This window comes from Pararhizobium sp. LjRoot238 (assembly GCF_964252955.1).
Lineage (GTDB): Bacteria > Pseudomonadota > Alphaproteobacteria > Rhizobiales > Rhizobiaceae > Pararhizobium.
In genome coordinates, this window is sequence record NZ_CAXUPP020000001.1 from 2,486,633 (window position 1) to 2,508,128 (window position 21,496).

The following is a 21,496-nucleotide window of genomic DNA, read 5'->3' on the forward strand; positions in this document are numbered from 1 at the left end:
TTGAGACCGCCGAAGCAGGCTGTGAGCGGTTCATAGCCTAGGAAATGCTGCGCATCAATGGTCAATGCGCAGCTTTGAAAGGAAAATCCCGAGTTTGCCGCATGTTATCGGTGAGGGGTGGAATGTGTTTCCTCCGGTTCCCGGTCGGCATTGTCCGAACCGGCCCCGCCGCTTCGACGATAACGTCGCTGGCATTGTCGGTGATGTCGAGATCATTGCCGCCACGCCCCTGCATTGTGTCGGCGCACACGGCCATTGATGATGTTGGCGCCATTGTTGCCGACAATGGTCTTGTCGGCGTCGTTGTCAAAACTTTGATACTGCCCGATCCTTCGAGGATCGGATTTTCAACATTCAGGCCGAGCGCCTGAAGACGCCAAATCTTTGAAATGAGCTGACGAAAAATGCCGCGCCTTGGAGCGCGGCATTCGATTTTCAAAAAAAGGCGAAGTTCACGCCGTCTGCATGGCACCCGGGCCGGGGATGGCTTTCGGTGGGACCTTGCCGAGGATGATCATGCCGAGCACTTCGTCCTTGGTGACATCTTCCGTGCGCGCGTGACCGACGACCTGGCCGTTCTTCATCACCGAGACGCGATCGGCGAGATCGAAGACGTCGTGGATGTCGTGGCTGATCAGGAAGATGCCGATGCCTTCACGCTTCAACTGCTTGATCAGTTCGCCGACCTGCGCCGTTTCCTGTGGCCCGAGCGCTGCCGTCGGCTCGTCCATGATCAGGATGCGGGCGTCGAACAGGATGGCGCGGGCGATGGCAACCGACTGGCGCTGACCGCCGGACAGCGCCTTCACCGGCTCCTTGAAGCGGCGGAAGTTGGGGTTGAGCCGTCCCATCACCTCGCGGGCCTTGGCTTCCATCGCGACGTCGTCCAGCGTGCCCCAGGGGGTTCTGAGCTCGCGGCCGAGATAGAGGTTGGCGGCGGCATCGACATTGTCGGCGACGGCGAGCGTCTGGTAGATCGTCTCGATGCCGTAGCCCTTGGCGTCGCGCGGATTGCTGATATGGACCGGCTCGCCATTGATCAGGATTTCGCCGGCGTCGCGCTTGTAGGCGCCCGACAGGATCTTGATCAGCGTCGATTTGCCGGCGCCGTTATGGCCAAGCAGAGCCACGACTTCGCCCGGGTAAAGATCGACCGAGGCGTTATCGACAGCGTGAATGCCGCCGAAGGATATGGAAATGTTCTTCATTTCCACGAGGGGAGTGCGTTGTTCCGTCATTGTTCGAACTCCTCTTACTTGGCTCGGCCGCGATAAACGGTATCCAGCCAGACGGCCATGACCAGCACGATGCCGATGACGATGCTTTGCAACGGGGTATCGACACGCAGAAGCACCATGCCCGATTGCAGCGATTGCATGACGATCGCGCCGAGAACGGCACCTGCGATCGTTCCCATGCCGCCGGCGAGCGAGGTGCCGCCGATGACGGCCGCAGCGATCGTATAGAGCTCATCGAGCGTGCCCTGCGCGTTGGTGGCGGCGTTGAGACGGGCGGTGGAGATCGCCGCGGCGATGGCGCAGAGTGCGCCCATCAGTGCGAAGATGCGCACGGTGACCCAGCGGGTCTTGATGCCGGCGAGTTCGGCTGCTTCCGGATTGCCACCGATCGCGAAGACATAGCGGCCGAAGCGGGTGCGGGTGGTGAGGAAGCTCATCGCAATCGCGATACCCACGGCCATCAAGACCGGAATGGCGATGCCGAGCGGAATCTGCAGCCCACCCTCCGGCCAGGGGATGTTGTGGGCTTCGGCATATTTCTTGGCGAGGTTGATCGGCATGTAATAGCTGTTCAGCACCCAGACGGCGCAGAGCACCATGACGCAGCCGACGACCGAGAGAAAGTATTCCGCCCACATCGGGCGCAGCGGAAAACCGAACCGCTTGCGCTGCTTGCGCGAATTGATGATCGACGCGACGATGAACAAGCATGCGATGACGCCGACGATCCAGCTTGCGGTGGAGCCGATCGAACCTTCCGCGCCGCCGCCCATCAGGCGGAACGTCGTATCCATCGGCGCGACAGTCGCGCCGCTGATGACCAGGAAGGCGCCCGCGCGCCAGACCAGCAGCCCGCCAAGCGTGACGATGAAGGAGGGGACATTGAGAAAGGCGACGATCATGCCCTGGAATGCGCCGATGGCGGTTCCGAGTGCGATGCCGACTGTGAGTGCAATGATCCAGGTGGCGGGATGGTCGAAACCGATAAGGGGGGGCAGAATCTTGGCCTGGGTGATCGCCATGATCATGCCGACGAAGCCAAGGATCGAGCCGACGGACAGGTCGATGTTGCGGGTGACGATGACCAGCACCATGCCCGTTGCCATGACCGAGACCGAGGCGGCCTGAACCGTGAGGTTCCAGAGATTGCGCGGCGTCAGGAACAGCCCGCTGAAAAGTCCGCCTGTCGAAATCTGGAAGCCGAGCCAGATGATCAGCAGCGCCGCGATCATGCCGAGAAGCCGGGTGTCTATCTCCGTCGCTTGCAGGAATCTCTGCAAGGCCGTGCCTTGTGGCTGGCGCACGCTGCTGGAAGGCGCGGCAATGGTGGTGTTTGCCATTTCCTGGATACTCCCCCTTTTTCTTGTCGTTCAAGGTTCCGGACATCGGAGAAGCGCCGCAACGGTGTTCGTTGCGGCGCTCTTGACGGGACCTTATTTACCCATGTCCAGGATCGGATCAGTTGCAGACGGCAACGGTTCCGGCCTTGACGCCCTGGCAGGTTTCTTCCTTGGAAATCCAGCCGGCGTCGATGACGACGTTCAGATTGTCCTTGGTGATCGGCTGCGGCGCGATGAAGAAGGAGTTCATCTCGATGCCCTTCGGGCCGCCGGAGAACTTGACCGTGCCTTCGACGGCATCCATGGCAGCACCGCCGGCAAGCGCGACGGCGATTTCGCCGGCCTTCTTGCCGAGTTCGCGCGAGTCCTTCCAGACCGATACGGTCTGCGTGCCGAGCGCGACGCGGTTCAGAGCCGCCTTGTCACCGTCCTGGCCGGAAACCGGCACCGAGCCTGCGAGACCCTGGGCTTCGAGGGCCGCAACGACACCGCCGGCCATGCCGTCGTTGGAGGAAACGACGCCGTCGACCTTGTTGTCGTTGGCAGTCAGGAACTGCTCCATGTTCTTCTGGGCTGCTTCAGGCTTCCAGCCATCGGTGTAGGCTTCGCCGACATTCTTGACCTTGCCGGCGTCCATCGCCTCCTTCAGCACTTCCATCTGTCCGGAGAACAGGAAGTCGGCGTTCGGATCGGTCGATGCGCCCTTGATGAAGACGTAGTTGCCTTCCGGCTTCACCTTGAAAACTTCGGCAGCCTGCATGCGGCCGACTTCCTTGTTGTCGAAGGTGATGTAGTAGGCGGCCGGATTTTCGATCAGGCGGTCGTAACCGACGACCGGGATGCCTTCGGCGGCTGCCTTTTCGATTGCCGGGCCGATGGCTTCGCTATCCTGGGCCAGAACGATGATGGCGTTGGCACCCTGTGCGATCAGGGATTCGATGTCGGTCAGCTGCTTTGCGGCGGAAGCCTGTGCGTCAGCGGAGATGTACTTGTCGCCGGATGCTTCGAGGGCAGCCTTGATCGCTGCTTCGTCGGTTTTCCAGCGCTCTTCCTGGAAGTTCGACCAGGAAACGCCGACCACCAGGTCCTTGGCGATGGCTGCGGAATGCATGGACGCGATGATGGCAACGCCTGCCATCAGTTTCAAAACTGATTTCATGAAGTCCTCCCAAATGGACGCTGGTCGCCCGTGCGAACCTCCCGCACGGCCCCTGGCCAGCAAATATTCCTGTCGTCAACCCGAAAGCGTTTTTTCTCGACAGTCGAGAAAATAGATGTCAGAGTTTTTCGGGGCTGTCAACAAGGCTTTGACAAAGGCTGTTGCACCGGACAGATGCTTTGGGAGGAGCATGTGTTTGTGAGAATCAATAGTACCAACAGGAATGCGCAATGCTGACAAAATCAAGCACCGAACTGGTGCGTCAGCAGAACAGCGCACTCGTGCTTTCAGCGCTCCGGCGCATGGGGCCGCTGTCCCATACGGACATTTCCGAGCAGACGGGCCTAGCCTCGGCGACCGTTTCGGCGATCACCGCCGAACTCGAGCGGGCCGAGGTCATCGAGAAGGCAGAGCAGCAGGCGCATTCCGGCCGCGGTCGTCCACGCGTGCTGTTCGCGCAGCGCCGGGACAGCGGGTTCCTCATCGCCGTGCGAATATCGTCGGATGTGGTTCAATATTCCCTCGTCGACTATTCCGGGCGCCTGATCGATCGCTTCGAGGATGCGCGCAATCCCAAGGTTGCGGGAACGAAGCATTTCGCCGATGGGTTTCTTGAGGCACTCGACCGGTTGATCGGCCGGTCGCGCCTGGACAAGTCACGGGTTCTCGCCGTTTCGATCAGCAGCAAGGGAACGGTCGATGCCGATGGCAGGCGGCTTTTATGGTCACCGGTCTTTGGCGGCGAGCAGATCGATTTTGCCTCCCTGTTGCAGCCGGAATGGCGCGCCAAGGTGACCGTGAACAACGAGACTTTGCTGGTCGCGCAGGCACTGGGGATGAAGGCGGATACGGCGGAGGGCGGCTCGTTCCGCGCGCTTGCGGCTCTGTCGCTGGGTCACAGCATAGGGCTTGGCATCGCCCGCAAGGACCGGTTTGGCGAGCTTGAGGTGACGGCGCCCAATTTCGGGCATATGCTGCATGCGGCCAATGGATGCCTCTGCCGCTGTGGCTCGTTTGGCTGCATCGAGGCGTCTGCCGGTTTTTACGGAATCCTGCGCACGGCCTTCGAAGTGCCGCCCGATACGATCCCGGCGAAGTTCGTGCCGCTTGCCGAAATGGACAAGATCGCCACGAGCGCGCGGCAGGGAAACCGGATGGCGGGTTATGCCTTCCGGCAGGCGGGCATCGCGCTCGGCAACGGCCTTTCCCGGCTGCTCAGCTTCTATGATCGCATGCCGATCTTCATCACCGGGCCGGGAACGCGCTATTTCGATCTGCTGCAGAGGGGCATCGACGAAGGCCTTGAGCAGTCGCACGAGGTGCGCCTGCAGGGACGGCCGGAAATTTCCGTGATTTTCGATGAGCAGCGACTGGTCTTCGACGGCCACCTCGACCGGGCGCTGACCGACATGGATCACGACATCGCGGCCTTTCGGCCGCTTCCGGGGGGAGGGGACGCGACGTGAGAAGGTTGGGTGCCTTTTAGCGGAGACTGCAATCAAAACGAAAGGCCGGGCAAAAACCCGGCCTTTCTTCATGGATCAGGCCTAACGCTCCTTATGCGTCGACGCGGATCTGGCGCTTCTCGGCAACGGATTTCACGGCGGCATCGGCCAGCGCCAGGGCTGCCAGCCCGTCGGCACCCGAAGGGGTGATCTCGGTGCCTTTCTCGATCGCGGAAACGAAGCCGGCGATCTCGTTGGCATAGGCTTCGGTGTAGCGTGTCATGAAGAAATCGTGCAGCGGCGGGCGGGTATAGCCGTCGCCATTGGCGATCTCGATCGACACGGCGCGCTGGTTTTCGGCGGAAACAACGCCCTTTGAACCATGCACCTCGATACGTTGGTCGTAGCCATACGTGGCGCGGCGGGAATTCGAGATGATCACCTGCTTGCCGGACGCGGTTTCGAGGATGACGGAAACGCTGTCATAGTCGCCTGCCTTGCCGATTTCCGGATCAACGAGAACGGCCGCATGCGCCGTAACGGCGACCGGTTCCTCACCGAGCAGGAAACGGGCCATGTCGAAGTCATGGATGGTCATGTCACGGAAAATGCCGCCGGAGCGCTTGATATAGTCGACCGGTGGGGCGCCCGGATCGCGCGAGATGATCGTCACCATTTCGACATCGCCGATCTTGCCGTCGTCGATCGCCTTGCGAACGGCCATGAAATGCGGATCGAAGCGGCGGTTGAAACCGACCATCAGCTTGCCCTTGGTCTCTTCGACCACCTTCATGCATTCGCGGACGCGGCCGACATCGAGATCGATCGGCTTTTCGCAGAAGATCGCCTTGCCGGCGCGGGCGAAGCGCTCGATCAGGTCGGCATGGGTGTCCGTCGGCGTGCAGATCACCACTGCGTCGATATCCGAAGCCTTTTCGATCGCTTCGATCGTGCGGACGTCGCAACCATAGGCCTTGGCGATCGCTTCGGCGGCGGCCGGGAAGGCGTCTGCCACGGCGACAAGAACTGCGTCGGGGTTGCCGCTGACGGCCTTGGCGTGAACCTTGCCGATGCGGCCGGCGCCGAGAAGACCAAATCTGACAGTCATGTTACATCTCTTTTTGACGGGCGGCGGATCGCCGCGAAGGGACGAAGTGATGACGCTCACTCCGGACAGGCGTTGTGGAAGTTGGCTTCGCTCTGGCGTTTGACGTGATTTTCAGGCGCCGGCAACCCGCTTTGTTGGGGCCGGCGCGGTTGTCTCTCTCCCGCCGCTCTCTTTCCGAACCCGAGCATACCGCTTGCTCCGGCAGGCTGGAAAATCGGAATGAAAAAGCAATGATTATTATTTTCAGAATTTTTATTCTATTTGCGGCGCTGCCGTCAAGCGGTTAAACCGGTGCTCCTCTTGCAGCAACCGTCCTTTTGGACATAAAGCTGTTATCATTGTCGCGAGCCAAAAGGCTCGCCAGATCCTCAAGGACGCTTCGTATGATCAAGTTCATCGACCCGGACCATGCGTTCTACCGGCCGCTCTGGGTTCGGCTTTTGATCGTGGGCTTCTGCGCAGTGTGGACGGCGTTCGAATTCTGGCAAGGCGAGAACACCTGGGGCATGATTTTCCTGGCGGTCTCGGCCTATACCGGTTGCGTGCTGATCATCTTCTTCAAGCCGAAGACCGACGCTGCCGAAGAGACCAAGACGGACGATCCAGTCTGATTCTTTAGTTCCGTTGCATCAGGTATAACCGCCGCTGCGCCTCGTCGATCAGCATGTTGGCGATCTTCATTCGGATGGTTGCATTGTTTCGGAAATCCGGGTGATGGCGGTCTGGGTGGTTTTCGGCGGCGAAGCGACGGCGCTTGTCTGCCAAACCCGCTGGGGTCTCCGTGTCTGTCAACCCAAGGTCAGAGGCAATCTGCTCAAGGCGAATGCGGCAAAGATGATCCGGCATGACGGGCTTGGGAGCCGGTTTCGGCGGCGCGAGCATGTCCTCGCTTGCCGTGTCGAAATAGGCGCGCTGCGCTGCATCCCCGTCGGCCATGCCAGATGACGCGAGGTTGCCGACAAAGCCGGCGTTGAGGCCACGTATGTTCGCAGACGGCGTCTGCTCTTCGTGGGTTGCACCGTCCTCGTCTTCCTCAGCCTTCAACCGTTCCAGCACCGACTGGAACACTGACATCCCGAACATACGCCTCTCCCTTTTCCGCGGATATCAAAGCACGGCAAGGTTTTGCGGGCCTGATCACGCCGTGCTCTGTTTCAGGATCAGATCGTAGAGAAGCTTGGCGCTCGGCGGCAAGGCGCGGCCGCGCGCGGTGATCAGGCTGTAGGGGCGGATCTTGATGTTGAAATCGGTGGGCAGAATGCGGATTTCGCCCGCCTGACTTCCATTGCTGGCAATCAGATCGGCGACGTCGCGGGCGACCGGGGCTATCGCATTGGTGTGCCGGACGATCGAGACGGTCAGGATGATCGACGAGGTGTTGATGATGGTTGCGGGCAGGGGCGTTCCCGCGGACAGGAAGCTGTCCTCGACGGCGCGGCGCAGCAGTGTTCCCTGTGGTTGGAAAACCCAGTCATAACCAGGCAGATCGGCGGAACTGACAAGGGCTTTGTCGAGCAACGGATGGCCGTCGCGCACGATCAGGCAGACATCCTCCTCGCCGATCTCGATCAGGTTGAACTGTCGCGGGTCCATGTCGTCGGGTATGCGGCCGATGACGAAGTCGTGCCGGGCGGAAAGAAGTTCACGCACGAGCACATTGCTGTTTTCGATCTGGATGTTGATCTCGATGCCGGGATAGGCGGTCGAAACCTGGCGGACGGCTGGAACCGCGAGATTAAGCGCCGGGCCGGTGACGGAGCCGAGCGACACGGAGCCGCCGCTTCCGGTCTTCAGTTCGGTGATCTCGCGCGCCGTCTCCCGCAGCTCCAGGAAGATCGTCCGGGCCCGCCGCGCCAATGCTCGTCCATATTGCGTCAGTTCGACGCCGCGGGCGACGCGGGCGCAAAGCGGTGCCTTGAGAATGGCCTCGATTTCTCCGAGCATGCGCGACGCTGCGGGCTGGGATATGCTCAGCGCGTCTGCGGCAGCGCTGATCTGACCGTGGTCTTCGATGGCGAGAATCAGCTGCAGGTGACTCATCTTCAAGCCGGAGCGAAAAATTCCGCGATCTGAATAATCAACTGGAACGGATGAGTGTGATACCGGATCGTCCATATTTTACCCGCCTTCCGAGAAAAATGCCTTGGCATTCGCGAAAAATCACACTGTTCTGCCTGTTTATATCAAAATTGTTATAAGTATACACCCATATTGTATTTGACAGTTATGATCTTTGATTCCAGTTTGCCGCCATGTGCGCCAGCGTGCTCGGGAGCGTGTAAGGCCTGGGAGGGCTTTCTTTCACCCCTTAAACCTCCGCCGGGGATTTTCGTCTCTCGGCTACGCGAAGCGTTGCACACATCGAGGCCGGCCGGACAGCTTGCCTGGATCAACACTCAGGGAGAGATACATGAAATTGATTACTTCGCTTCTCGCCGCCGCAGCGCTCAGCGTCGCGTCGTTCGTCGTTCCGGCGATCGCCCAGGACAAGGGCACCGTCGGCATTTCCATGCCGACCAAGACGTCGACCCGCTGGATTTCCGACGGCGAGACCATGGAAAAGCTGTTCAAGGAATCCGGTTACACCCCGGACCTGCAGTTTGCTGACGACGACATCCCGAACCAGCTGGCCCAGATCGAAAACATGGTCACCAAGGGTGCCAAGGTTCTCGTTATCGCCGCCATCGACGGCACCACGCTGTCCGACATCCTGCAGAAGGCTCATGACGCCGGCGTCAAGGTCATCGCTTACGACCGCCTGATCCGCGATTCGGGCAATGTCGACTACTACGCGACCTTCGACAACTTCCAGGTCGGCGTGCTCCAGGCAACCTCGCTGGTCAACGGCCTGAAGCTCGATGGCGCCACCGCGGCGAAGAACGTCGAACTCTTCGGCGGTTCGCCGGACGACAACAACGCCTTCTTCTTCTATGATGGCGCAATGTCGGTTCTGCAGCCGCTGATCGATGCCAAGAAGATTGAGGTCAAGTCCGGCCAGATGGGCATGGACCAGGTTGGTACGCTGCGTTGGGACGGTGCCGTTGCACAGGCCCGCATGGAAAACCTGCTCTCCTCGACCTACACCGAGGCCAAGGTTGACGGCGTTCTGTCGCCTTACGATGGTCTGTCCATCGGCATCATCTCTGCTCTGAAGGGTGTTGGCTACGGTTCCGGCGACATGCCGATGCCGGTCGTCACCGGTCAGGACGCCGAGCTGCCGTCGGTCAAGTCGATCCTCGCAGACGAGCAGAACTCGAGCGTGTTCAAGGACACGCGCGAACTCGCCAAGGTCACCGTCTCGATGGTTGACGCGATCATGGGCGGCAAGGAGCCGGAAATCAACGACACCAAGACCTACGACAACGGCGTCAAGGTTGTTCCGTCCTACCTCTTGAAGCCGGTTGCCGTCGACAAGTCGAACGTCAAGGAAATTCTGGTCGGCGCCGGTTACTACACGGAAGACCAGATCAACAACTGATCCCGTCTCTTCCATTTGGGGCCCGCGATTACTTGCGGGCCCTTTTATCTTGATGAGGGACTTTGTATTGTCAGTTTGTCTGGCCTCATCATTCACGGACTGCCGCAGGAATACCTGAACATGGACAACATCATTCTCGAAATGCGGGGCATCACCAAGACGTTTCCGGGCGTAAAGGCCCTGGACAACGTCAATCTCAAGGTCCGCGAGGGTGAAATTCACGCGCTTGTCGGCGAAAATGGCGCCGGGAAATCAACGCTGATGAAGGTTTTGAGCGGTGTCTATCCCGCCGGAACCTACGATGGGGAAATCCACTACGACCGCGAAGTTCGCAATTTCTCGACGATTTCCGACAGCGAGCATCTCGGCATCATCATCATCCATCAGGAACTGGCGCTCGTTCCGCTGCTCTCGATCGCCGAAAACATCTATCTCGGCAACGAGATCGCAGCCAACGGCGTCATCAATTGGCCGCAGACCTTCTCGCGAACGCAGGAACTTCTGTCCAAAGTCGGGCTCAAGGAGCCGCCGACGACCCGGATCACGGATATCGGCGTCGGCAAGCAGCAGTTGGTGGAAATCGCCAAGGCCCTTTCCAAGAAGGTCAGGCTGCTGATCCTCGACGAGCCGACGGCCTCGCTCAACGAGACTGATTCCGACGCGCTGCTGAAACTGCTCATGGAATTCCGCAAGCAGGGCATGACCTCGATCATCATTTCGCACAAGCTCAACGAGATCAAGAAGGTCGCCGACAAGATCACCATCCTACGCGATGGCGGCACGGTCGAGACGCTCGACTGTCACAACGAGGACATCAGCGAGGACCGGATCATCAAAGGCATGGTCGGCCGCGACATGGAAGACCGCTATCCGCCGCGCGAGCCGAAGATCGGCGAGACGCTGCTTGAGGTGAAGAACTGGAACGTCTTCCACCAGCAACATCGCGACCGGCAGTTCCTGCACAATGTCAATTTCAACGTCCGCGCCGGCGAAGTCGTCGGCATCGCGGGGCTGATGGGGGCCGGCCGGACCGAAACGGTGATGAGCATCTTCGGCAAATCCTGGGGTCACAAGATCACCGGCGAGGTCTTCATGCACGGCAAGCAGGTCGATGTGAGCACCATTCCGCGTGCCATCAACGCAGGTCTTGCCTATGTGACGGAAGACCGCAAGCAGCTCGGACTGGTGCTGAACAACAACATCATGCACAACACGACGCTTGCCAATCTCAACGCGGTGGCAAACAACGGCGTGATCGATGACCACAAGGAACGCAAGGTCGCGACCGATTACCGGTCGAAGTTGCGTATCCGCTCTCATTCGATCTATCAGGAGGCCGTCAATCTGTCGGGCGGCAACCAGCAGAAGGTCGTTCTGTCCAAATGGCTGTTCACCAGCCCGGAAGTGCTGATCCTCGACGAGCCGACACGCGGCATCGATGTCGGGGCGAAGTACGAAATCTATACCATCATCAATCAGCTTGCCGCAGAAGGCAAAGGCATCCTGATGATCTCATCGGAAATGCCCGAGCTTCTCGGAACCTGCGACCGCATCTACGTGATGAACGAAGGTCGCATCGTCGCCGAGCTTTCGAGGAACGAAGCAAGCCAGGAATCCATCATGCGCGCCATCATGCGCTCCGGGGAGAAAAACTAATGGTCGCCGAAACCAGCGCTCCGAAAACCACGCCCTCCATCGGGGACTATCTCAGGAACAATATCCGCGAATACGGCCTGCTCGTAGCACTCGTGGTCATCATGCTGTTCTTCCAGTTCTTGACGAATGGCGTGCTGTTCAAGCCCGTCAATCTGACCAACCTCGTGTTGCAGAATTCGTTCATCGTCATCATGGCTCTTGGCATGCTGCTGATCATCGTCGCCGGCCATATCGACCTCTCCGTCGGTTCGATTGTTGCCTTTACGGGCGGCCTTTCGGCGATCATGCTGGTCAAGTGGGGATTGCATTTCTCCATCGTCGTGCCGCTGTGTCTGGTTCTCGGCGGACTGGTCGGGGCAGCCCAGGGCTATTGGGTCGCCTACCGGAAAATTCCGGCCTTCATCGTTACGCTCGCCGGCATGCTCGTCTTCCGCGGTCTCACCTATCTGGTGCTGCAGAACAGGCCGATCGGCCCCTTCCCGAAGGATTTCCAGCTGCTGTCGACCGGCTTCATTCCGGATTTCCTTTCCTTCCTCAATCCGATGCCGGGCCTCATCACCAATTTCTTCGCACTGGTTGCCGTGCTGGTGCTAGTCGCTTTGGCGGTCTATTATGGCATCAAGGATCGCCGGATTAACGATCTTCATGGTACGGAAAACGAGCCTTTCGCCTTCTTTGTTCTCCAAATGGGGATCATCGGCATCGTGGCTATCTTCCTCGGTTTCCAGCTCTCCACATACAAGGGCTTTCCGAACGTTCTGGTCGTGATGGGACTTCTGATTGCGCTCTACACCTTCGTCACCACACGCTCGACAGTTGGCCGCCGCATTTATGCGATGGGCGGCAATGAGAAGGCAGCGAAGCTCTCCGGTATCAACACCGAGCGGCTGACCTTCTATACCTTCATCAACATGGGTGTGCTGGCTGCCCTTGCCGGCATGATTATCGCTGCGCGTCTGAACTCCGCAACGCCGAAAGCGGGTCAGGGCTTCGAGCTTGACGTGATCGCCGCCTGCTTCATCGGCGGCGCATCGGCATCGGGCGGCGTTGGCAAGATCACGGGCGCGGTCATCGGCGCCTTCATCATGGGCGTCATGAACAACGGCATGTCGATCATGGGTCTCGGCATCGATTACCAGCAGTTGGTCAAGGGTCTCGTGCTGCTCGCTGCCGTGTTCTTCGACGTCTACAACAAGAACAAGGGCTGACCGTTTTTGGTCCGTCCAGCGGCGCCGGCTTGCCGGTCGATGCAAATCTGGTGCCGGAGCGCCTCTCGCGCTTACGTTAGGCGATAGCGCTCCGGCCCGTGTATCATGACGAAAACGGCGGCTCTGCCGTCATGAATGGGAGCGCTCATGCGTCTCCCAAAGGGTTGTTGTTGCCGAAAGCCAGCCGCTTGACGCTGAAAAACAGCCCGGATCTAGAAAGGACAAGGCTGTGCTGATTTCCCAGGTGAAGAACGATGACGGCTCGATCACGGTGGCCGTTCGCGAATTGGGCGCGGGCGCCCGCGCGGTGAAGGGTGCAACCAGCGTTTATGCGCTGGCAATGGAAGCTGCCAATTCCGGCAAGAGTTTGAAAGCCGTCGTCGAGGCGCACGGCCTCGGCGACGAGATCGATCTTCAGGACGTCTACGCCAAGGGGCTGTTCCTGCCGCCGATCACCCATCCTGACGCTGCGCATCTGCACCTGACCGGCACGGGCCTGACCCATCTCGGCTCGGCTGCGACCCGCGACGCCATGCACGCTGCCGTCTCGAAGGTGGAAGAGGGCGCCACCGACACGATGAAGATGTTCAAGATGGGCCTCGAAGGCGGCAAGCCGAAGCCCGGTGAAAAGGGTGTGCAGCCCGAATGGTTCTACAAGGGCAACGGCTCGCAGACGGTGGCTCCCGGCGGCGATCTCGTATCGCCGTCCTTCGCGCAAGATGGCGGCGAGGAACCTGAAATGGCCGGCATCTACGTCATCACCGACAAGGGGGCGCCGTTCCGCATCGGCTTTGCCGTTGCAAACGAGTTCTCCGATCACGTGACCGAGCGTGTCAACTATCTCTATCTCGCCCATTCCAAGCTGCGTCCCGCGAGCTTCGGTCCGGAAATCCGGGTCGGCGAAGCGCCGAGCGATATTCGCGGCACGTCGCGCATCATCCGCAACGGCGCGGTCCTGTGGGAAAAGCCATTCCTGTCGGGTGAGACCAACATGTCCCACAGCTTCGCCAATCTCGAATATCACCACTTCAAATACGGTATATTCCGCGCGCCGGGCGATGTGCATGTCCACATGTTCGGCACGGCGACGCTGTCCTTCGGCGACGGCATCAAGACGGAAGCCGGCGATATTTTCGAAATCGAGGCTTCGGAATTCGGCCTGCCGCTGCGCAACACGCTGGCAGTCGCCGGCGAGGATGAAGTCACGATCGGCCAGCTCTGATCCGTCACGCATTTGATTGCGGGTGCCGGTTAGTGGCGCTCGCGCAAACCAAGGAGGCTTTAAGCCCATGACACTCCATCATAACCTGATTGCCGGCGAATGGGTCGGCACGAACGGCGTCGAGAACATCAACCCGTCCAACACCAATGAAATCGTCGGCCTCTATGCCAGCGCCAGCGCGGACGATGCCAAGACAGCAATCGCGGCGGCCAAGGCAGCCTTTCCGGCCTGGTCCCGTTCGGGCATCCTCGAGCGGCACGCGATCCTGAAGAAGACCGCGGACGAAATTCTAGCCCGCAAGGAAGAGCTTGGAAACCTTCTCGCCCGCGAAGAGGGCAAGACGCTTCCGGAAGCGATCGGCGAGACCATTCGCGCGGCGCAGATCTTCGATTTCTTCGCAGGCGAGGCCCTGCGTCTTGCAGGCGAAGTTCTGCCGTCGGCACGTCCGAACATCGGTGTCGAGATCACCCGCGAGCCGATCGGCGTCATCGGCATCATCACGCCGTGGAACTTCCCGATCGCCATTCCAGCCTGGAAGATCGCGCCGGCGCTCTGCTACGGCAACACCGTCGTCTTCAAGCCGGCCGAGCTGGTGCCGGGCTGCTCCTGGGCGATCGCCGACATTCTCAATCGCGCTGGCCTGCCGAAGGGCGTGTTGAACCTCGTCATGGGCAAGGGCTCGGTCGTCGGCCAGGCGATGCTCGACAGCCCGGATCTGGCCGGCATTACCTTCACCGGCTCGACCGGCACGGGCAAGCGCGTCGCCGCCTCCTCGATCGAGCACAATCGTAAGTTCCAGCTGGAAATGGGCGGCAAGAACCCGATGGTGGTTTTGGACGACGCTGATCTTACCGTCGCCGTCGAGGCGGCCGCCAATTCCGGCTTCTTCTCGACCGGCCAGCGCTGCACGGCCTCTTCGCGGCTTATCGTGACTGAAGGCATTCACGACAAGTTCGTCGCGGCATTGACCGAAAAGCTGAAGACGTTGGTAGTCGACGATGCCTTGAAGGCAGGAACCCATATCGGTCCGGTCGTTGATGAGCGGCAGCTTGCCACCGATACCGACTACATCGACATCGGCAGACAAGAGGGCGCCAAGCTTGCTTTTGGCGGCGAGACGATCTCCCGTGACAATCCCGGCTTCTTTCTGCAGCCGACATTGTTCACCGAAGCGACCAACCAGATGCGCATTTCGCGCGAAGAAATCTTCGGCCCGGTCGTGTCGGTGATCAGGGTGAAGGATTACGAGGAAGCGCTCGCCACCGCCAACGACACGCCGTTCGGCCTGTCGGCGGGCATCGCAACGACCAGCCTCAAGCACGCGACGCACTTCAAGCGCAATTCGGAAGCCGGCATGGTGATGGTAAACCTGCCGACCGCCGGCGTCGACTTCCACGTGCCGTTCGGCGGCCGGAAGGGGTCGTCCTATGGTTCGCGCGAGCAGGGCAAATACGCGAGCGAGTTCTTCACCGTCGTCAAGACGGCCTACACGCTGGCGTAAGCATTTTTCGCCGGATCGGCCGGTTGCCGGTCCGGCACTTCAAAGGACACGAAGACAATGAAGAAGAAAGCTGAGTGGCCGCGCAAGCTGCGCTCGCAGGAATGGTACGGCGGTACGAGCCGTGACGTGATCTATCACCGCGGCTGGCTGAAGAACCAGGGGTATCCGCACGATCTGTTCGACGGGCGTCCGATTATCGGCATACTCAACACCTGGTCGGATCTGACGCCGTGCAACGGCCATCTTCGCGAGCTCGCCGAGAAGGTGAAGGCGGGCGTGTGGGAGGCCGGCGGCTTCCCGGTCGAGGTGCCGGTGTTCTCGGCATCCGAAAGCACCTTCCGCCCGACCGCGATGATGTACCGCAACCTGGCGGCGCTCGCGATCGAGGAGACAATCCGCGGCCAGCCGATGGATGGCTGCGTGCTAATGGTCGGCTGCGACAAGACCACGCCGTCGCTGCTCATGGCAGCGGCCTCCGTCGACCTGCCGTCGATCGTCGTCACCGGCGGGCCGATGCTGAACGGCTATTTCCGCGGTGAGCGCGTCGGCTCTGGCACGCATCTGTGGAAGTTTTCCGAGATGGTGAAAGCCGGCGAGATGACGCAGGCCGAGTTCCTTGAGGCGGAAGCCTCGATGAGCCGTTCGTCGGGCACCTGCAACACGATGGGCACCGCCTCCACCATGGCTTCCATGGCCGAGGCGCTAGGCATGGCGCTTTCCGGTAACGCCGCGATCCCGGCGGTCGATTCCCGCCGCAAGGTAATGGCGCAACTCACCGGCCGGCGTATCGTGCAGATGGTCAAGGACGACCTGAAGCCCTCCGACGTCATGACGAAGGAGGCCTTCGAGAACGCCATCCGCACCAATGCGGCCATCGGCGGATCGACCAACGCCGTCATCCACCTGCTCGCTATCGCCGGCCGCGTCGGCGTCGATCTTTCGCTGGACGACTGGGACCGCTGCGGCCGCGACGTCCCGACCATCGTCAACCTGATGCCGTCGGGCAAGTACCTGATGGAGGAGTTCTTCTATGCCGGAGGCCTGCCGGTGGTGTTGAAGCGTCTCGGCGAGGCGGGCCTTCTGCACAGGGATGCGCTCACGGTGTCCGGCGAAACCATGTGGGACGAGGTCAAGGACGTCGTCAACTGGAACGAGGACGTCATCCTGCCCGCCGAAAAGGCGCTGACGTCTTCGGGCGGCATCGTCGTGCTGCGCGGCAATCTCGCGCCGAAGGGCGCGGTGCTGAAGCCGTCGGCCGCCTCGCCGCATCTGATGGCGCACCGGGGCAGGGCGGTCGTGTTCGAGGACATCGACGACTACAAGGCCAAGATCAACGACGACAACCTCGACATCGACGAAACCTGCATCATGGTCATGAAGAACTGTGGGCCGAAGGGCTATCCGGGCATGGCCGAGGTGGGCAACATGGGTCTGCCGCCCAAGGTGCTCAAGAAGGGCATCACCGACATGGTGCGTATCTCCGACGCCCGCATGTCCGGCACGGCCTATGGCACCGTCGTGCTGCACACCTCGCCGGAGGCGGCGGTCGGCGGACCGCTCGCCGTAGTGAAGAACGGCGACATGATCGAGATGGACGTGCCGAACCGCCGCCTGCATCTCGACATTTCCGAGGAGGAACTGGCGCGGCGGCTCGCCGAATGGCGGCCGAACCATGATCTGCCGGCTTCCGGCTATGCCTGGCTGCACCAGCAGCATGTCGAAGGGGCTGATACTGGCGCCGACCTCGACTTCCTCAAGGGATGTCGCGGAAACGCGGTCGGCAAGGACAGCCACTGATCTGCACGGCATTCGAAACCAGCGGAGGCGGAGCGTTTGCTCCGCCTTTTCTGTATCCAAAGTCATGACCTCCGCCTCTGGTGGAGGTCATGACTTTGTACCAAGGACGGTTAAACCAAGGTGGCGTGCCGCCGTAGCGAGCGCTTTGTCTTTTGTAGCGAGCGCTGCGCCCTTTCGAGATGCCAGCTCGAGATAGGCAGCGTCATAGCTCGTCAATTTATGGGTTCTGGCGAGCGACAGGGTTTCGTTCCAGGCACGTCCCGCCGTTTGCGGGTCGGTCTCAAGCGGTATCTGCGCTATCAGGTCAAGCCTCTGTGCAATCTCCGAGGCGGAAATCCGTCCTCGCCGCTCGGCCTGAAGCAGCACGTTTGCCAGTTCCAGATGAAAAAGCGAAGGGACCAGTCCACCGTTCGCGATGACATCCTGCGCGACGACATCGGTCTCATCCGAAGCCTCGTCGTCAAAGCACCAGGAAAGCGCGATCGAAGCGTCGATCACGGTCATCATTTGCGGCCGTCATCCCGGAGCTCTTTCCAGGAAAGGCCGCCGAGCGTATTCGACCGGCGCAGTTCTTTCAGTTTTTGAAAGGCGGTTTCGGGTGCCAAGTTCTCCGAGGGATCGGCACTCACGAGCCGCGCGATTGCCTTACCATGTTTGGTTATTGTGATTTCCTCGCCGTTCGCGACACGGGCCAGTAAGTCGGAAAAATGTGTCTTTGCTTCGAACGCGCCGATTTTTGCCACAGACATGCCTCCAATTCTGGTCTAAATTTTAGACCAGAATTCGGGCTAGGTAAATGCCCGTTTAGAGTTCATTGACTCTGGGTCTGGCTCTGTTCCTGCTGCTCCACGGTTACCGCCACCTTCAGCGCCTCCGTCGCCGAGCCATGAACGAGCCCGGAAATCGGCGCGGCATCGCGGTAGTCCAGCCCGCAGGCGATGCGGACATAGCGCTCGTCGGGGCAGAGGTTGTTGGCGGCGTCGAAGCCGACCCAGCCGAGGCCGTTCAGATGCACTTCCACCCAGGCATGGCTTGCCGCCTGTTCCGGCTGGTCTTCCATCATCAGGTAGCCGGAGATGTAGCGGGCGGGCAGGCCAAGCGTGCGGGCGGCTGCAATCATGATGTGGGCATGATCCTGGCAGACGCCGCTTTTCTTTTGCAAAGCTTCCTCTGCCGTCGTCTCCGTTCCGGTTTCGCCCGGCCTGTATTCGACAATCTCGTTGATCTTGCCCATCAGCGCATGCATCCTGGCGAGGTCCGTGTCGCCGCTCATCGCCTTGGCGAGATTGCGGATCGGCTTTGTCATCTTCGTCAGCGGCGTCTCGCGCAGGTAAAGCCAGAGCGGTGCATAGGCCTGGTGGACGCCGTAGACGCCGGCCTTGTCTTCCGTCTCGACTTCGCCGCTGGCGACGATGCGAATGGCCGTCTGGTCGCCATTGACGCTGACGAGGTTGACCCTGTTGCCAAAGTGATCGTCGTAGCCAACCTCCATATGGGCGCCCTCGACGGAGGTCTCCCAGCTGATGACGGTCTGGCCGGGCTGGGTCAGCGGCGTCAGTCGCAGCCGCTGCAGCGAATATTGCACCGGCTCGTCATAGGTGTATTCGGTCGTGTGGCTGATCTTCAGACGCATGTCTCTTTCCCCCCCAACCGATAGCCTAGTAGAACCGGTAGCCGTCGGAGATTTCCTGTCCCAGACGGTTGTTGTGGCTGATGAAGTTCTCGATATATTCGTGCAGCCCCTGGTCCATCACGTCCTTGATCGAATGACTGCGCAGCGACGCCAGGGTTTCCTCGGCGGTTGCGTGCGCTGCATGGCTTTCGCCATATTCACGGGCGAGATAACCGAGATTGCTGGCGATCTTTTCATAACAATAGGCCAGAGAGCGCGGCATGCGTCCGTTGAGGATCAGGAAGTCGGCGATATGCGATGGCTTGTATTCCGCCTCGTAGACCCAGCCGTAGGAGCGATGTGCCGAGACCGACCGCAGGATCGATTCCCATTGCACGTTGTCGATCGACGAACCGACCTGCGAGACCGCCGGAAGCAGCACGTAGTATTTCACATCCAGAATGCGCGCCGTGTTGTCCGCCCGTTCGATGAAGGTGCCGATGCGCGAGAAATTGAAGATCTCGTTGCGCAGCATCGTGCCGTGGAATGCGCCACGGATCAGGCCGGTCTTGCGTTTGATCGCATCGATTGCCTCAGGCAGGTCGGCAGGCCGGACGCGCCGGGCGAGCATCGTCTTCAGGTCGAGCCAGCATTCGTTGGTGGCTTCCCAGGTTTCCCGTGTCAGAGCCGTTCGCACCATACGGGCGTTGTTGCGGCCGGAGTCAATGCACGACATCACGCTCGAAGGATTCGACTTGTCGCGCAGCAGAAAGTCGATCGCGTCGGTGCTGGTCAGATTTTCGTAGAGGTCGTCATAGATGTCGCGGACGCCAGAGCTTTGCAGCACGCCGTCCCAGTCGTCTTCCGTCGCCTGCGAGCGTGTGAGCGACATGCGCAGGCCAGCATCGATCAGGCGGGCGCTGTTTTCGGCCCGCTCGATATAGCGGAACATCCAGTAAAGGCCGTTTGCGGTTCTTCCAAGCATGCGTGTCAGTCCTCCAGAACCCAGGTATCCTTGGTGCCGCCGCCCTGGCTGGAATTCACCACCAGCGAGCCGGCCTTCAAAGCCACGCGGGTCAGTCCGCCCGGAATGATCTGCACCTTGTCGGAGACGAGGACATAGGGGCGCAGATCCACATGGCGCGGAGCAATGCCCTTGTTGACGAGGATTGGCACTGTCGAGAGAGAAAGGGTCGGCTGCGCAATATAATTTGTCGGCCGTGTTTTGAGCTTTTCGGCGAAAATGGCACGCTCCTTCTTGGAGGCGGTCGGGCCAACGAGCATGCCGTAGCCACCGGAACCGTGCACTTCCTTGACGACAAGATCTGCAAGATTTTCGAGCACGTATTTCAGGCTGTCGGGTTCCGAACAACGCCAGGTCGGCACGTTTTCGAGCAGAGCCTTGCGGCCGGTATAGAACTCGACGATCTCCGGCATATAGGAATAGATCGCCTTGTCGTCGCAGATGCCGGTCCCCGGCGCGTTGGCGATGGTGATGTTGCCGGCGCGATAGACATCCATGATCCCCGGAATGCCGAGCGCCGATTCGGGCTTGAAGGTGAGAGGATCGAGATAATCGTCGTCAACGCGGCGATAAAGGACGTCGATCGCCTCGTAGCCGCGCGTGGTGCGCATCTTCACCCTGCCGTCGATGACGCGCAGGTCCGAGCCTTCGACAAGTTCGACGCCCATCATGTCGGCGAGGAAGGCGTGTTCGTAATAGGCCGAGTTGTAGATACCTGGGGTAAGCACCGCGACACGTGGTTTGCCTTCGCAGCCGGGAGGGGCGAGCGACGCCAGGCTGTGGCGCAGCAGATAGGGGTAGTTCTCGACCGGGCGGACGCGGTTCTGATGGAAGAGTTCCGGGAACATCTGCATCATCGTTTCACGGTTTTCCAGCATGTAGCTGACACCGGACGGGGTGCGGGCATTGTCTTCCAGAACATAGAACTGGTCTTCGCCGGTGCGCACGATGTCCGTGCCGACGATGTGTGTATAGACGCCGCCCGGCGGCCGGAAACCGATCATCTGCGGCAGGAAGGCTTCGTTGCGCTCGATCAACTCGCGTGGGATTCGGCCCGCCTTGATGATTTCCTGCTTGTGGTAGATGTCGTCGAGGAAAGCGTTGAGGGCAATGACCCGCTGCTCGATGCCTTGCGCCAGCTTGCGCCATTCGCGGCCGGAAATGATGCGCGGGATCAGGTCGAAGGGGATGAGTTTTTCGGAGCTGTCGGCGTGTCCGTAGACCGCGAAGGTGATGCCCGTCTTGCGGAAGATGTTTTCGGCGTCTTTTGATTTTGCAATCAGGCGGGCCTTGTCTTGGGCTGCGTACCAATCATTGTAAGTCGAGTAAGGCTGGCGCGGGCTATTGTCCGCATTCATCATTTCGTCAAATGCCAACGGTGTGGTCCCCTTTTTTTGCCATTTGAGTACAACAGCACGGGCAATGCAAGAAGCATGCTCACTGGAAGGCAAAAGAAATTTCAACGCCGGATTGCCGCTTTTTTGGGCCTGAGACCGCGTTTCGGTGGTTGAAGCGATGCATGTTTAAGCGCTTTCGATTCACAATCATCAGCGTGATTTCGAACGCCGATAAAATTCCCCGCCGCAAAGGATGAGCCTGCCTATTTTTTGCTCATGAAAAAAATGGCTTCTGCGCAGATCGTTGAAGCTAAACATCAGGAATTTTGCTTTGACCATCATCCCGCGCCGCTCTACGCAAGGCGCGGATC

21 protein-coding genes are annotated in these 21,496 nt (G+C 60.1%); 9 read left to right on the plus strand and 12 right to left on the minus strand.

Translation table 11 applies throughout. The annotated features are described in order from the left end of the window. Positions 1-61: 61 nt before the first annotated feature. The 4 genes from ACSQ3F_RS12085 to xylF all read right to left on the minus strand — a co-directional run bounded on the left by ACSQ3F_RS12085 (position 62) and on the right by xylF (position 3,737). A complete protein-coding gene (locus ACSQ3F_RS12085; protein WP_436100429.1) occupies positions 62-439 on the minus strand; it encodes a hypothetical protein in 378 nt (125 codons plus the stop codon). A 13-nt stretch (positions 440-452) separates the two neighbouring features. Next, positions 453-1,238 carry an ATP-binding cassette domain-containing protein gene (locus tag ACSQ3F_RS12090; RefSeq protein ID WP_426238780.1) on the minus strand — a complete coding sequence of 262 codons (786 nt, stop codon included), beginning with the start codon at positions 1,236-1,238 and terminating at the stop codon, positions 453-455. A gap of 14 nt (positions 1,239-1,252) precedes the next feature. Continuing rightward, on the minus strand, positions 1,253-2,470 hold the full coding sequence (locus tag ACSQ3F_RS12095) for a sugar ABC transporter permease (protein ID WP_436102129.1): 1,218 nt from the start codon (positions 2,468-2,470) through the stop codon (positions 1,253-1,255). Positions 2,471-2,696: 226 nt separating this feature from the next. Then, positions 2,697-3,737, minus strand: coding sequence for a D-xylose ABC transporter substrate-binding protein (gene xylF / locus ACSQ3F_RS12100; RefSeq protein WP_436100430.1), 1,041 nt, complete (start codon positions 3,735-3,737; stop codon positions 2,697-2,699). A 230-nt stretch (positions 3,738-3,967) separates the two neighbouring features. Between xylF and ACSQ3F_RS12105 the strand changes: the two genes are divergently transcribed. Further along, a complete protein-coding gene (locus tag ACSQ3F_RS12105; RefSeq protein WP_436100431.1) occupies positions 3,968-5,203 on the plus strand; it encodes an ROK family transcriptional regulator in 1,236 nt (411 codons plus the stop codon). A gap of 91 nt (positions 5,204-5,294) precedes the next feature. Here the strand turns inward: ACSQ3F_RS12105 and iolG are convergent, their stop codons facing one another. After that, positions 5,295-6,290: an inositol 2-dehydrogenase gene (gene iolG / locus ACSQ3F_RS12110; protein WP_436100432.1), complete on the minus strand. Its 996-nt coding sequence runs from the start codon at positions 6,288-6,290 to the stop codon at positions 5,295-5,297. A 74-nt stretch (positions 6,291-6,364) separates the two neighbouring features. Here iolG and ACSQ3F_RS12115 point away from each other — a divergent pair, with 74 nt between their 5' ends. Together ACSQ3F_RS12115 and ACSQ3F_RS12120 are read left to right on the plus strand one after the other, a co-directional pair. After that, entirely contained in the window at positions 6,365-6,577 is a 213-nt protein-coding gene (locus tag ACSQ3F_RS12115) for a hypothetical protein (protein WP_436100433.1), read from the plus strand. A 96-nt stretch (positions 6,578-6,673) separates the two neighbouring features. Continuing rightward, on the plus strand, positions 6,674-6,901 hold the full coding sequence (locus ACSQ3F_RS12120; RefSeq protein ID WP_436100434.1) for a hypothetical protein: 228 nt from the start codon (positions 6,674-6,676) through the stop codon (positions 6,899-6,901). Positions 6,902-6,905: 4 nt separating this feature from the next. Here the strand turns inward: ACSQ3F_RS12120 and ACSQ3F_RS12125 are convergent, their stop codons facing one another. Further along, entirely contained in the window at positions 6,906-7,373 is a 468-nt protein-coding gene (locus tag ACSQ3F_RS12125) for a hypothetical protein (RefSeq protein WP_436100435.1), read from the minus strand. 54 nt (positions 7,374-7,427) lie between these two features. After that, positions 7,428-8,405: a LysR family transcriptional regulator gene (locus ACSQ3F_RS12130; RefSeq protein WP_436100436.1), complete on the minus strand. Its 978-nt coding sequence runs from the start codon at positions 8,403-8,405 to the stop codon at positions 7,428-7,430. A gap of 295 nt (positions 8,406-8,700) precedes the next feature. Between ACSQ3F_RS12130 and chvE the strand changes: the two genes are divergently transcribed. The 6 genes from chvE to araD all read left to right on the plus strand — a co-directional run bounded on the left by chvE (position 8,701) and on the right by araD (position 17,152). Further along, positions 8,701-9,768, plus strand: a complete 1,068-nt coding sequence (gene chvE / locus ACSQ3F_RS12135; protein WP_436100437.1) for a multiple monosaccharide ABC transporter substrate-binding protein — start codon at positions 8,701-8,703, stop codon at positions 9,766-9,768. Positions 9,769-9,888: 120 nt separating this feature from the next. After that, positions 9,889-11,424: a multiple monosaccharide ABC transporter ATP-binding protein gene (gene mmsA, locus ACSQ3F_RS12140; RefSeq protein ID WP_436100438.1), complete on the plus strand. Its 1,536-nt coding sequence runs from the start codon at positions 9,889-9,891 to the stop codon at positions 11,422-11,424. Continuing rightward, positions 11,424-12,632, plus strand: a complete 1,209-nt coding sequence (gene mmsB, locus ACSQ3F_RS12145; RefSeq protein WP_436100439.1) for a multiple monosaccharide ABC transporter permease — start codon at positions 11,424-11,426, stop codon at positions 12,630-12,632. The genes mmsA and mmsB overlap by 1 nt, the downstream gene beginning before the upstream one ends. A gap of 229 nt (positions 12,633-12,861) precedes the next feature. Next, positions 12,862-13,854 (plus strand): AraD1 family protein, encoded by a 993-nt coding sequence (araD1, locus tag ACSQ3F_RS12150; RefSeq protein WP_436100440.1) that lies wholly within the window; start codon positions 12,862-12,864, stop codon positions 13,852-13,854. A gap of 67 nt (positions 13,855-13,921) precedes the next feature. Continuing rightward, positions 13,922-15,355, plus strand: coding sequence for an aldehyde dehydrogenase family protein (locus ACSQ3F_RS12155; RefSeq protein ID WP_436100441.1), 1,434 nt, complete (start codon positions 13,922-13,924; stop codon positions 15,353-15,355). Positions 15,356-15,412: 57 nt separating this feature from the next. Further along, positions 15,413-17,152, plus strand: a complete 1,740-nt coding sequence (gene araD / locus ACSQ3F_RS12160) for an L-arabinonate dehydratase (RefSeq protein ID WP_436100442.1) — start codon at positions 15,413-15,415, stop codon at positions 17,150-17,152. An 87-nt stretch (positions 17,153-17,239) separates the two neighbouring features. On the opposite strand, the gene ACSQ3F_RS12165 is transcribed toward araD, so the two are convergent. The 5 genes from ACSQ3F_RS12165 to ACSQ3F_RS12185 form a co-directional block, all read right to left on the minus strand. Next, positions 17,240-17,659: a type II toxin-antitoxin system VapC family toxin gene (locus tag ACSQ3F_RS12165; protein WP_436100443.1), complete on the minus strand. Its 420-nt coding sequence runs from the start codon at positions 17,657-17,659 to the stop codon at positions 17,240-17,242. Beyond that, a complete protein-coding gene (locus tag ACSQ3F_RS12170) occupies positions 17,656-17,895 on the minus strand; it encodes a type II toxin-antitoxin system Phd/YefM family antitoxin (protein WP_436100444.1) in 240 nt (79 codons plus the stop codon). The genes ACSQ3F_RS12165 and ACSQ3F_RS12170 overlap by 4 nt, the downstream gene beginning before the upstream one ends. A gap of 68 nt (positions 17,896-17,963) precedes the next feature. Beyond that, a complete protein-coding gene (locus ACSQ3F_RS12175) occupies positions 17,964-18,785 on the minus strand; it encodes a transglutaminase family protein (RefSeq protein ID WP_436100445.1) in 822 nt (273 codons plus the stop codon). 25 nt (positions 18,786-18,810) lie between these two features. Then, on the minus strand, positions 18,811-19,749 hold the full coding sequence (locus ACSQ3F_RS12180) for an alpha-E domain-containing protein (protein ID WP_436100446.1): 939 nt from the start codon (positions 19,747-19,749) through the stop codon (positions 18,811-18,813). A gap of 5 nt (positions 19,750-19,754) precedes the next feature. Next, positions 19,755-21,149: a circularly permuted type 2 ATP-grasp protein gene (locus ACSQ3F_RS12185; RefSeq protein ID WP_436102130.1), complete on the minus strand. Its 1,395-nt coding sequence runs from the start codon at positions 21,147-21,149 to the stop codon at positions 19,755-19,757. Positions 21,150-21,496 lie beyond the last annotated feature (347 nt).